This window comes from Kitasatospora terrestris, assembly GCF_039542905.1.
Taxonomy (GTDB): domain Bacteria; phylum Actinomycetota; class Actinomycetes; order Streptomycetales; family Streptomycetaceae; genus Kitasatospora; species Kitasatospora terrestris.
In genome coordinates, this window is the sequence record NZ_BAABIS010000001.1 from 7789172 (window position 1) to 7800430 (window position 11259).

Here is an 11259-nt window from a genome sequence, read left to right on the forward strand (position 1 = left end):
CCACCACAACCCGTACCCACGGAAGGACCGGATCATCATGACCACGATCGCCGTTCTCGGAAACGGCCGCGTCGGCGGCAACCTGGCCACCGCCCTCACCCGGGCAGGGCATGAGGTGACCGTGGCGGACCGCACGCCGGGCGCCGCCTCCGCCGCCGCCCGAACGGCCCGGATCGTCATCAACGCCACCCCGGGCGCCGGCTCCCCGGAACGACTCGCCGCCCTGCGCGACGAACTGCGCGGCAAGATCCTGGTCGACGTCTCCAACGCGACCGTCGACGGACCGGACGGACTGCCCGCCGACCTCATCCACCCCGGCTCCAGCCTCGCCGAGCAACTCCAGGAAGCGCTCCCCGAAACACACGTCGTCAAGACGCTCAACACCATGCTCTTCCCGGTGATGACCGCGCCGGCCGCCCTCACCCAGACGCCCACGGTGTTCGTCTCCGGCGAGGATCCCGGGGCCAAGCAGACCGTCCGCGGACTCCTCGCCGACCTCGGCTGGCGCGAGGAGTGGATCACCGACCTCGGCGGGATCCGGACCGCCCGCGCCACGGAGGCGGCGGTCCTCTTCGTCCCCCACGTGATCCGCTCCGAAGGATTCGTCCCCTTCGCGATCTCGATCGCCCGCTGACCCGACCCCGGACCGCGGGGCCTCCGCGACCACGGGCCTGCCCGTCGACGGCTCGGCGGGCTCGCCTGCGTCGATCGGACAGCCGGCGCGTGGGACGATCGGTTCGCCGACACCATCCGCACCGGAGCGGCCGGCGAAGCCGCCCGAATCGTCCACCGAGGAGCAGCTGTGACCGAGCAGCCCGGCCCGCAGCAGCGCATCGCCGACACCATCCGCCCGGCCATGCTCAACGGCCTGCAGGATGTCGCGCTGATCGGCCACCCGGGCACCGAGTGCATCAACCAATGGGTCGACTGGATCGCCGCAGTCGTCGCCGACCAGGTCGTGCAGTCGATCGCCGCCGAACGCGACGCCTTCGCGGACCGGGTGGACACCCTCACCGACCTCGCCAGGCGCAACCAGCAGGGATACAAGGACGCGACCCGGGACGTGCAGCGACTCGAGGCCCGTGTCGCCGAGCTGGAAGCGGAACTGACGCGGCTGCGTGCACCCGGAGCCGTGGTCTCCGGCGCGGAGGCGGAACCCGACGCGGAGGCGGAACCCGACGCGGAGGTGGAACCCGACGCGGGACCGGAAGCCGGCAAGCCCGCCCAGTCCCTCCGGGACCGGCTCCGCGCCAAGTACCCCGCGACCGCGGAGGCTCTGGACCGCCGGGATGCCGAAGCCGATCCGAGTCGGAACACCGAGGGCCACCCGCATGACCCGAACGACCTGCCGCACCCCTGAAGCCGCCCGGGGCACGACGAGCCTGCGGCGCTGTGACTGCCCGGCTGCACAGACACGCGGCGCAGGATCCTGAGGTGCCGACACCAGTACGGTGATCCCGGCACGCGGGCATGACAGAACGCCGGACCCCCGGCCTCGGGGCCAGTCGTACGGCGCCGAGCGCACCAGGAGGGCGGCGCGGTGAGACGGGTGCCGCGTGCGGTCCTGACTCCCCGGGCCACCTCCGCGCTGATCCGGCCCTCCTCGGTCCAGCAAATGTCCCGCAGGGTCAGCGGCAGCGCGGACCCGGCTGCCCGCCCCGGACGTCGTGGGTGATCAGCCAGACGGTGCCGAAGGTCGTACCGAAGACGGTCCGGGCCACCAGGAGGGACCGCCTGGCCGGTGCCAGGTGGGTGGCGGCAGCCTGGCTCCATCGTACAGTTCCTCAATCGTCGGCCTGAGGAACGCCGTTGTCGGCGAGCCGGGCCAGGTGCGCGGTCTGCTCGCCGGCGCCGGTGACGTAGCTTCCGTCGGGGCCGCAGACAGCGACGGCCCGGTGGCGCTTTATCAGCAGGGACCCGCGATAGGCTTCGTCATCGGGGGTACTGCCGACCCAGAGGAAGATCCGGAGATCGCCGAAGGGATCGTGGCCGGCAGCGATGATGTGGCCGGGCGGGGTGGTGTCGTCAATGCCGACCCAGTGGAGGGTGAGGTCGGTGAGGCGGAACTGCAAGCTGTCTCCTCGGTAGTGCTTCCAGCCGGGCGCGGGGCGGCCCGCACTGATCCCATCGGCCTTGGCGCGTCGCCGGAAGCGGGCGGATCTCGTCGACGGCCGGGAGACCGTGGAGCAGGTGGCGTCCTGCAGTTCGGCGAGCGCGGAGTGCGGAAACCCGGTGTGAAGGTGGACCAGGGTCACGAGCAGGCGGTCGGCGAACACCAGGGCGCTCGACCCTTGGTGATGTCGTTCACGCACCGCACGGCGAGCGGATGGTGCCATCGCGGGTCGTCGACCCGGGCGTCGTGGTCCGGGCGGTCGGCCTGCAGCACGAGGTCGCGCGGCAGGGGGTGGGCCGGGACGTGCACCAGGAGTACCCCTCGGGACGCGGAGGAGGGGCACAAGAGTCACCAGCCGGGAAAAGGATTCGTCTTCCGCGACGTCAGTGCAGGTCGACCCGCACGGTGGTGGGGGTGTCGTCGAGGAAGCCGCCCGACTGGTGCTGCCAGAGCTTCGCGTAGGCGCCCTCCGACGTGAGCAGTTCCTCGTGGGTGCCCTGCTCGACGATCCGGCCACGGTCGAGGACGACGAGCCGGTCCATCTTGGCGACCGTACTCAGCCGGTGTGCCACCACGAGGCCCGTCCGCCCCTCCATGAGCCGCCACAGTGCCTCCTGGACGAGGAGCTCGCTCTCCGAGTCCAGGGCGCTGGTCGCCTCGTCGAGCAGCAGGATGGGCGCGTCGCGCAGGATCGCCCGGGCGAGGGCGACCCGCTGCCGCTGCCCGCCGGACAGCTTGACACCGCGCTCGCCCACCATGGTGTCGAAGCCGTGCGGCAGGGTGTCGGTGAACTCCGTGACGTGCGCCGCCTCGGCGGCGCGGCGGATCTCGGCATCGGTGGCGTCCGGCCGGGCGAACGCGAGGTTGTCCCGCAGCGTCCGGTGGAACATCGCGGGGTCCTGCGGTACGTAGGCGATCAGGCTGCGCAGGTCGGCCTGGCGCAGCCGGCTGATGTCCTGACCCCCGATCAGGATCCGGCCGGCGTCGATGTCCGTCATCCGCAGCAGCAGTCGGGTGAGGGTGGTCTTTCCGCCGCCGGAGCGGCCGACCAGGCCGAACTTGGCCCCGTCGGGCACCGCGAGGTCGAGGCCCCGGAAGATCGGGTCCGCGCCCGAGTGGGCGAAGTTCACCCGCTCGAAGCGGATGTCCGCGCCTCGCCGCAGCAGCGGCTCCGGCGACGCGGGGTCGAGGACGGCGGGCGGCGTCAGAAGCAGTTCGGTGAACTGCGCGGCCTCCGTCAGCGAGCTCTCCAACCGGCGGTAGATCTGGTTGAAGTCGAACATGATCCGTGTCGCGTTGGTGTAGTACGTGAAGGCGACCACCACCGCCTCCACGCCGTGTCGACCCCCGCCGAGCGTCACCGCCAGCAGCAGGCCGAGCACGTTGGTCAGCACCGACATCGGCGCGACCAGCGTGTCGATGCGCAGATTGCCGTAGTCCCACGAACGCAGGGAGAGCCGGCGCGACTCCGCGACGCGGGACCGGTGCTCGGCCGCCTCGCCCTCCTCGGCCGCGAACGCCCGGACCGTGTCCATGTTCATCAGGCTGTCGGCGACATGGCCGGAAACCCGGGCGATCGCCTCCTCACGCTGGTCGACCAGCGCCTGGCGGCGGCGGATGAGCGGCGCCACGCACAGCGCCGTCAGCGCGATCATGGCCAGCAGCCCGACCACGAGGAGCGGTTCGTAGCGCCACAGCACCACCGAGCCGAAGAGCAGCGGCACGAAACTGGCCACGACCGAGAACGTCAGCGTGTCGACGAACTCCTCGAAGCGGGAGGCGAAGCTCAGCACCCGTTTGGTCAGCGAGCCGGCGAAGTTGTCGTGGAAGAACGCCGCGTCCTTGGCGAAGAGTTCGTCCATGCCGATCACGTACAGGTGCTCGATGCCGAGGGCGTCGAGGCGGTTCAGGCAGTGCAGGCCGACGCGCCACAGCGCCTCCCCGGCCAGCAGGGCGCCGGCGAAGCCCAGGACGTACGGCAGCATCGAGCCGACGTCGACACCGTCATGGCCGGCGATCCGTCCGACGAGCTTCGCCACGGCCAGCGGCGCGAGATAGCCGATCCCGATGTTGCCCAACGCCGGCAGTAGCATGCCCGGCACCGTCAGGCGCGGGAGCCGGGCCAGCTCCCGTCCGTAGTGGCGAAGAGCGAGGAGTACCGAGCGCCTGCCCGGCGCCCCCTGGAGTGACTCGGACGATCCCATCCCGACCTCGTTGTGTCGTGCGGCGGCCCAGGGCCTGCCCCTCCTGAGGAACGGAACGACGCGTGATGGACAGACAGTGGGGAAGCGGAGAGGGCAGGAACCGTAGTTTCCCGCGACGGGACCGCAGGAGTCCAAGCGTTTTCTCCCGCTCGACGCCGTCGCGCTGTGCCGTACGGGTGGTCGGCCGCGGACTCCGCCCGCGCCGGATGCCGCCGCCGCGGGCCGCGGCGCACAGTTGAGGACATGGACAGCGAACGGCGCTCGGCCGGCGGGCGGTTCCGGGAACGCACCCTGGTGCTGGTACCGGTGGCCCTCGTCGTGGTGCTCACCGCGGCGATTCTCGAGTCGCCCGCCTCGGCCCATCTCGGCCCGCTGCTCGTGATCGCTCCCGCGCTGACCCCGTCCTTCGCCGGGGCCCGGGTCACCGCCGCGGTCTGCGCGCTCACTGTCGCCGCCGGTTTCCTCATCGCCGTCCTGCGCGGCGGCGTGACCGACGGCGACCACCCGGCACAGCTCGCCGCCCTCACCGCGCTGTCCTTGATGATCGCGCTCTTCACGGCGGTCCGTGATCGCCGCAGTCGGCAGCTGGCCCGCGCCCAGTCGGTGGCCGAAGCCGCCCAGCGCGCACTGCTGCGCCCGATTCCCGAACGGATCGGCGCCCTGCAGATCGCCACCATGTACCTGGCCGCGGAGTACGAGGCCCAGATCGGCGGTGACCTCTACACCGCGACCCGTACCCACGACGGGGCGCGGATGATCATCGGCGACGTCCGGGGCAAGGGCCTGGCCGCCGTCGGTGAGTCCGCCCTGTTGATCAGCGCTTTTCGGCTCATCGCCGCACAGCACGCCGCACTGCCGGACCTCGCCTGCGCGCTGGACCGCAACGTCAGCCGGTACCTGCTCGACTTCGCCCAGACGGACCGGGAGAGCGCCGAGCACTTCGTCACCGCCCTGTTCCTCGACATCCCCGATGACGCCCCGTCGGCCCGCCTGACCAACTGCGGACACCCGCCACCGCTGCTCCTGCGCCACGATCGCGTCGTCCCGCTCGACGGTGCGGGTGCCGCACCGCCCCTGGGCCTCGGCACCCTCGTGGCGGACGACTACCCGGACGACACGTTCCCGTTCGAGGCCGGGGACACGCTCCTGCTCTACACCGACGGTGTGGTCGAGGCACGCGACCGGGCCGGCGTGTTCTACCCCTTGGCCGAACGGGTCGTCCGCTGGACCGGTTGCACGCCGGAGGCGCTGGTCAACCACATCCGTCGCGATCTGCTGGCCCATGCCGGCGGGCGCCTCGGGGACGACGCGGCCGTCGTGGCCGTCCGGCGCACGGCCGGACAGCCCGGCCACGGTCTTCACGGGCTGTTGTAGTCGGCCAGGACCGTGAGGGACTCCGGAGCCACGGTGGTCAAGGCCTTCAGCAGGGAGCATCAGGAGCCCGAGCGGGCCACCTCGTGGGCCTGATCGAGCCGCTGACCGCGGCGAGAGGTGACGGCCCGGGCGTCCGGTCGGTCGCCGGGCGGCCGGAGGGGGGCGGGCGCTCGACGACGCCGGCGCGGCGTCGGTGGGGGAACGGTGCCGAGCCCGGGTTCGGCTGCTGGCAGGGCGTGGAGTCGGCGGTGTCCCGGCCGTGCGCGGGTCAGGGACGCCGCCGCAGCAGGTGGCCGTGGGCCGGGGGATCCGGCTGATCACCGAGCCGATCAGGGTTCCGACGCTGACGCCGAACAGGGCCCCCACCGCGGCGAGGACGGCCTGCGCCCCGTTCCCGACCTCGATCTGCGCGGTGTTGAGCAGGCCGAAGGAGCCGGGCACCACGACCCAGAAGGCGGGAGGTGCGGCCGCCGCCGAAGTGTTCGTGGCCTCCGGCGTCGACGCGCCGATCCGGCAGATCGCGGCCAAGGGGGGGTGTAGGGACGGGAACGATCTACCGGCACTTCCCGACCCGGGCCGATCTCGTCACGGCCGTGTACCGCAACCAGATCGAGGAGTGCGCGGACGCTGGGCCGGAGCTGCTGGCCGGCGCCGAATCCCCGTTCGTCGCACTGCACGGCTACTTCCTCGACCGTCCGCTGCCGGTCTGCGGGCGGCTGCTCGACGCCGCGGTCGATGCCGGTGAGGTCAGGGCGGGCACCCGGCCCTACGAACTCATGCGCGGCATCGGCAACCTGTGCATCGGAGGCGGAGATCCGCAGTACGAACCCCGGCGCCTGATCGAACTGCTCCTGTGCGGACTGCGGCACTCCCGGCCGGAGTGACGGCGACGGCGACTGCCCGCCGAGGCCCACCTTCACGGCGGTCCACGGGTCGTACCGCGCACGATGGTTGATTCCAAGGCGCCTCACACGGCGGTATGGACCCCGAGTGGGGGTCTGTCCCCCGGGAGAGCTACGCGCAGGTGTCCCCTGTGAGGTGACGATTGCTGATCGCCGTTTCCGTAGCGTTCGGTTCAGCCGCGGCGCCTTGGCCGCGGACCGGACGAGGAACCGGGAACGGAACCGAAGAAGGAGTCGTCATGAAGCCGGTGTGGCAGATCCTGGCCGTGGGCCTGGCCGGTGCGGTCAGTGGTCAAGGCGCCGCCGCGGTCCAGGACAGCCCGTGGCTCTCGCTCCTCGTGGGCGCCCTGTCGGCCGTGCTCCTGGTGCTCGTCTACCGCTGGGTCGTGGGGCGTACCGAGCGGCGCCCGGTCACGGAACTGGCCCGCGAAGGAGCGCCCGGGTCGCTCCTGGTGGGCCTGGTGACCGGGGTCGCGATGTTCGGGGTCGTCATCGCGAACATCTATGTCCTCGGGGACTACGAGGTCCACGGCTTCGGCTCGGCGACCGGCGCGATCGGACTGGTCGGGTTCATGGCGGGTGCCGCCGTCACGGAGGAGCTGATGTTCCGCGGCCTGCTCTTCCGACTCGTGGAGCGCGGCCTCGGAACGTACCTGGCGCTGGCCCTGTCCGGCACCGTGTTCGGCGCGGTCCACCTGCTCAACCAGGATGCCACCCTGCTCGGCGGCGCCGCCATCGCGATCGAGGCCGGCGGCATGCTCGCCGCCGCGTACGCCGCCACCCGCTCCCTGTGGCTGCCGATCGGGCTGCACTTCGGCTGGAACTTCGCGGAGTCCGGCATCTTCGGCACCGAGGTCTCGGGCAACGGCGCCACCCACGGGCTGCTGGACGCCTCGACGTCGGGAGCCGCGTTGATCACCGGCGGCGAGTTCGGCCCGGAGGCCAGCGTGTACGCGACGCTGTCCGGCGTGCTGGTCACGCTCGTCTTCCTGCGGGTGGCCCGTCGGCGCGGCCACATCGTCCCTCGGCGGCGCGCCGAGCGGGTCGACGCCCTCGCTACACTCGCCCGGTGATGAGCGTTCGGGAGGCCGGTCGGGTGTGGCGCCGACTTGACGTCACCCTCCGCGACCTCCCGCTCGGGGTGCTGTTCCTGGTCGCGTCGTTCCTGCCGGGACTGCGCGGCCACGGTACGCAGGTCGGGGACCTGCCCACCCGCCCCTTCGACGCGCTCGCCGTCGTCGCCCTCGCGCTCGAATGCCTTTCCCCCGTGGTGCGACGGCGGTGGCCGGTCGTCTGCCTCGCGCTGGCGGCGTGCGGCTTCGCCCTCGACCAGCTGTGCGGCTACCACTCGGCCGCCGGTACCGCCCTGCCCGTCGCGCTGATCAGTGCCGGCTCCCATCTGGAACGGCTTCGGCGCACCACCGCGGCCGTTCTGTCCGTGGCGTACGTGCCGCTGGCCGTCGCGCTCGCCCGGCTCGGTTCGGGCGGCGAGACGGCGACGGAGTTCGTGACGTTCTACCTGACGCTCGCCCTGGCCTGGCGCGCCGGGGCGTGGCTGCGATCCACGCGGGCCGCGGAGGCCGCACGGCGCGAGCGCGTGGCTGCCGACACCCGTACCGCCGAACGGACCCGCATCGCCGCCGAGTTGCACGACGTGGTGACCCACCACGTGACAGCGATGGTCGTACAGGCCGAAGCCGCCCGCTACCTGACCGCCGCACCCGAGCGGCTGGAAAGGTCACTGACCGCCGTCAGCGACACCGGCCGCCTCGCCCTCACCGACCTGCGTCACCTGCTGGACCTGCTCAAGCCCGCCCACGACACCGATCACGGCACCGACCACGGTCTCGGCCCGACGGAGGCGACGCAGGCCAGGACACCGGCCGCCGGCAGGGTCCTCACGCTCGTCGAGCAGACCCGCCGGGCGGGACAGCCCGTGGACTTCACCGAGTGGGGCCCGCAGCCGGCATCCACGGGCGGCGCCGACCTCGTCGCCTACCGGGTGGTGCAGGAAGCACTGACCAACGCCCTCAAGTACGCCCACGGAAGCCGCACTTCCGTGCAGGTGCAGCGCGGCGAAACGGAGATCACCGTGGAGGTCAGCACGGACGGCACCGGCTCACGCGCCGCCACAGCCACAGCCGCAGCCGGCGGCGGACGGGGCCTGGCGGGCCTGCGCGAGCGCGTCGACGTCCTGGGCGGTGACTTCAGCGCAGGCTCCGACCCGGACGGCGGCTTCACCGTCCGGGCACGCATCCCCGCCGACGGCACCTCGTGAGCGCACCGATCCGGGTGCTGGTCTGCGACGACCAGATGCTGGTCCGCACCGGCCTGGTCACCATCATCGGCGCCCAGCCCGACATGGAGGTGGCGGGCGAGTGCGGAGACGGACGGACCGGTGTCGACCTCGCCCGCGAGGTGCGACCCGACATCGTCGTGATGGACATCCGGATGCCGGTCCTCGACGGCCTCGAAGCCACCCGCCTGCTGGCCGGCGTCGGAGTGCCCCACCCCGTCAAAGTCCTCGTGGTGACCACGTTCAACCTGGACGAGTACGTCTACGAGGCGCTGCGCGTCGGCGCCAGCGGCTTCCTCCTCAAGGACGCACCCGCGGACCGACTCCTCCACGGCATCCGGACCGTCGCCACCGGCGCGGCCCTCCTCGACCCCGACGTGACGCGCCGCCTCGTCGGACACTACGCCGCCCGCATCCGCCCCGCGGAGAAGACCCACCGGGACGTCCCGCTCACCCCTCGCGAGCTGGAAGTTCTCCGCCTCATCGCCGAGGGTCTCTCCAACAGCGAGATCGCCGCAACCCTCGTCATCAGCCCTGAGACCGTCAAGACCTTCGTCTCCCGCATCCTTGCCAAACTTCACCTCCGCGACCGCGTCCAGGCCGTCGTCTACGCCTACCGCCAAGGCCTGGTCACCTGACCGGGCACGTGAGGCCCCAGGTCCTGCGGCCCCACCGACACGGCCGCGCCGGAGCAGGGCGGCCGCCGGATGAACGTCGGGCGGGGGTGCGGCCGTTCTCGTCGACAGGAATGGTGGTGATGGCCGGCGGCGGTGCTGGCATCCTGAGGGGCATGACGGGGGAACAGGCGATGCGTGAACTGATCGGGTCCTGGCTGGCGGAGGAGGAGGTATCGGAGCCGTCCGGGGTCGGACCCGGGGCGGGCGAGGGTGGTGGCGCGCTGGCGGTGCCGCCCGCCACCGGTGCCGAGGTCGCCGAGGCGGCGCGCCGGCTGGCGTTGCGGGAGTTCGACGGGTTGCCGGGGGAGGCGCCCCCCGAACTGAGCGCGCTGGCGGAGGCGCTGGTGATCGACGAGCACCCGTCCGCCGCGTACTGGACGACCGCGGAACGGGCCGACGCGGTGCGGTGGGTGGCGCTGCTGGTGCATCGCTTCGGCGAGGACGGCGTCCAGGAGCTGGTGGCCGAGCTGTCGCGCTGAACCGCCATGGGCCGGGCTGAACCCGGGATGTTCGGCGGTCCGTCGAGCAGGTAGCGGGGCCGGACCGTCCGCCCCGCGCGGACCCGGGGAGGCAGCCCTTGTTGCGGATGAGCGGAGCGTGGCGGATCACGGTGCTCGGTACCGACACCGGGCAGGAGCGGCGCGCGGTCGCCCGCACCCCTATCGGCACCTTGATCCTGCCCGGCGTGGTCGGTGCGGTCCTGGACGTCCCTGCCGCCGCCGAATGGCACCTGACACCGGAACATTTCGCCGCCGGCGCGGGCTGGCAGCCGTCCCCCTGGCAGGACGCCGGGGCCGGAACCGTGCGCAGCCACGGCCTCACCCTGCACCTCCACCGTCTCGACACCCCGACCCGGGTCGCCCCGCCACCGCCGCCGGCCAGCAGGCCCGTGGTGAGGACCTCCAGCGATTCGACGCCCGGTGGCGGCGGTGCTGCTCACGGCTGGGGGCGGGAGCCGGAGTCGGGGGCGTTCGACGGCGGGTACCGGGAGGAACGGGCGCCGAGGGCGGAGCGGCAGGAGACCCCGGCGGCGGGGGCGGTGCACCGGCGGCCCGAGCAGCCCCCCGTCCCCGAAGGCTGGGAGTTGGCCCTGGTGCCGGAGGAGATGCTCGGGCCGGGGGAGCTCCGGGCGATCCGCCCGAAGCAGGGCCGGGCCCTGCACCCGATGCGCGGCGTGGAGGCGCGGCCGGCGACTCCGGCGAGGGAGGCCATCGGACAGGAGACCGTCCTCGACGCCTTGGCTGGACAGGATGTCGGTGCCTGGTCGGTACCGCGCCGCGCGGCCGCCGCCGCGGAGTCGTCGTGGGCGCCGCGCCGTGCGCCCGCGTCCCGGGAGGCGGAACGCGCTGCCCCGGAACCGGAGGAGCGCCGGACGCCCGCGCTCTGGGATGTCGAGGACGGTGAGGACGACGAGTCCGGGACTGCCGGCGGTTGGCCGCGGCGGGGGGCTCTCGGTGGGCGGCGTACCGCGAACAGCGGTTCTGCGGAGCCCGGCCGGTGGAAGGCGGACCGCGGTGTTCCTCCGGCGGCCGAGCGCCTGTCGGCGGTGGAGGAGGCCACGGGGCGGACGGCGCGCACCGTCGAGATCGGCCGCTCGGAGGTCTGAGGACCGGGCCCGCCGGGGCGGTCGGCTGAGCGGCGGGTCGCCGGGGGATGCCGGCTGCCACGGGGCGCGCCGTGGTGGTTCTCCGGC

At 72.8% G+C, this 11259-nt stretch carries 10 protein-coding genes and 1 pseudogene; 9 read left to right on the forward strand and 2 right to left on the reverse strand.

Going from position 1 to position 11259, the window contains the following annotated elements; all coding sequences use genetic code 11:
* Window positions 1-37: 37 nt before the first annotated feature.
* Together ABEB06_RS35755 and ABEB06_RS35760 are read left to right on the forward strand one after the other, a co-directional pair.
* Window positions 38-634 carry an NADPH-dependent F420 reductase gene (locus ABEB06_RS35755; RefSeq protein WP_345701091.1) on the forward strand — a complete coding sequence of 199 codons (597 nt, stop codon included), beginning with the start codon at window positions 38-40 and terminating at the stop codon, window positions 632-634.
* Window positions 635-802: 168 nt separating this feature from the next.
* Window positions 803-1360 (forward strand): hypothetical protein, encoded by a 558-nt coding sequence (locus ABEB06_RS35760; protein WP_345701092.1) that lies wholly within the window; start codon window positions 803-805, stop codon window positions 1358-1360.
* Between the two features lie 424 nt (window positions 1361-1784).
* Here the strand turns inward: ABEB06_RS35760 and ABEB06_RS35765 are convergent, their stop codons facing one another.
* Together ABEB06_RS35765 and ABEB06_RS35770 are read right to left on the reverse strand one after the other, a co-directional pair.
* Window positions 1785-2276, reverse strand: a complete 492-nt coding sequence (locus tag ABEB06_RS35765; RefSeq protein WP_345701093.1) for a helix-turn-helix domain-containing protein — start codon at window positions 2274-2276, stop codon at window positions 1785-1787.
* Window positions 2277-2496: 220 nt separating this feature from the next.
* Window positions 2497-4317, reverse strand: coding sequence for an ABC transporter ATP-binding protein (locus ABEB06_RS35770; protein WP_345701094.1), 1821 nt, complete (start codon window positions 4315-4317; stop codon window positions 2497-2499).
* Between the two features lie 243 nt (window positions 4318-4560).
* On the opposite strand from ABEB06_RS35770, the gene ABEB06_RS35775 reads away from it, so the two are divergent.
* The 7 genes and pseudogenes from ABEB06_RS35775 (at window position 4561) to ABEB06_RS35805 (ending at window position 11172) form a co-directional block, all read left to right on the forward strand.
* Window positions 4561-5691: a PP2C family protein-serine/threonine phosphatase gene (locus ABEB06_RS35775; RefSeq protein WP_345701095.1), complete on the forward strand. Its 1131-nt coding sequence runs from the start codon at window positions 4561-4563 to the stop codon at window positions 5689-5691.
* 412 nt (window positions 5692-6103) lie between these two features.
* Window positions 6104-6575: pseudogene (locus ABEB06_RS35780) on the forward strand (TetR/AcrR family transcriptional regulator).
* Between the two features lie 257 nt (window positions 6576-6832).
* On the forward strand, window positions 6833-7666 hold the full coding sequence (locus tag ABEB06_RS35785) for a CPBP family intramembrane glutamic endopeptidase (protein WP_345701096.1): 834 nt from the start codon (window positions 6833-6835) through the stop codon (window positions 7664-7666).
* Window positions 7666-8871 (forward strand): sensor histidine kinase, encoded by a 1206-nt coding sequence (locus tag ABEB06_RS35790; protein WP_345701097.1) that lies wholly within the window; start codon window positions 7666-7668, stop codon window positions 8869-8871. Before ABEB06_RS35785 ends, ABEB06_RS35790 begins: the two co-directional genes overlap by 1 nt.
* Window positions 8868-9527, forward strand: a complete 660-nt coding sequence (locus tag ABEB06_RS35795) for a response regulator (RefSeq protein WP_345701098.1) — start codon at window positions 8868-8870, stop codon at window positions 9525-9527. Before ABEB06_RS35790 ends, ABEB06_RS35795 begins: the two co-directional genes overlap by 4 nt.
* A 152-nt stretch (window positions 9528-9679) precedes the next feature.
* Window positions 9680-10045 carry a hypothetical protein gene (locus ABEB06_RS35800; RefSeq protein ID WP_345701099.1) on the forward strand — a complete coding sequence of 122 codons (366 nt, stop codon included), beginning with the start codon at window positions 9680-9682 and terminating at the stop codon, window positions 10043-10045.
* 107 nt (window positions 10046-10152) lie between these two features.
* A complete protein-coding gene (locus tag ABEB06_RS35805) occupies window positions 10153-11172 on the forward strand; it encodes a hypothetical protein (protein ID WP_345701100.1) in 1020 nt (339 codons plus the stop codon).
* Window positions 11173-11259 lie beyond the last annotated feature (87 nt).

What these genes read in the sequence shown, in the direction of transcription:
- ABEB06_RS35790 (WP_345701097.1), top strand. Translation starts at nt 7,666, where the DNA reads ATGAGCGTTCGGGAGGCCGGTCGGGTGTGGCGCCGACTTGACGTCACC.
- ABEB06_RS35770 (WP_345701094.1), bottom strand. Translation starts at nt 4,317, where the DNA reads ATGGGATCGTCCGAGTCACTCCAGGGGGCGCCGGGCAGGCGCTCGGTA.
- ABEB06_RS35785 (WP_345701096.1), top strand. Translation starts at nt 6,833, where the DNA reads ATGAAGCCGGTGTGGCAGATCCTGGCCGTGGGCCTGGCCGGTGCGGTC.
- ABEB06_RS35775 (WP_345701095.1), top strand. Translation starts at nt 4,561, where the DNA reads ATGGACAGCGAACGGCGCTCGGCCGGCGGGCGGTTCCGGGAACGCACC.
- ABEB06_RS35805 (WP_345701100.1), top strand. Translation starts at nt 10,153, where the DNA reads ATGAGCGGAGCGTGGCGGATCACGGTGCTCGGTACCGACACCGGGCAG.
- ABEB06_RS35800 (WP_345701099.1), top strand. Translation starts at nt 9,680, where the DNA reads ATGACGGGGGAACAGGCGATGCGTGAACTGATCGGGTCCTGGCTGGCG.
- ABEB06_RS35755 (WP_345701091.1), top strand. Translation starts at nt 38, where the DNA reads ATGACCACGATCGCCGTTCTCGGAAACGGCCGCGTCGGCGGCAACCTG.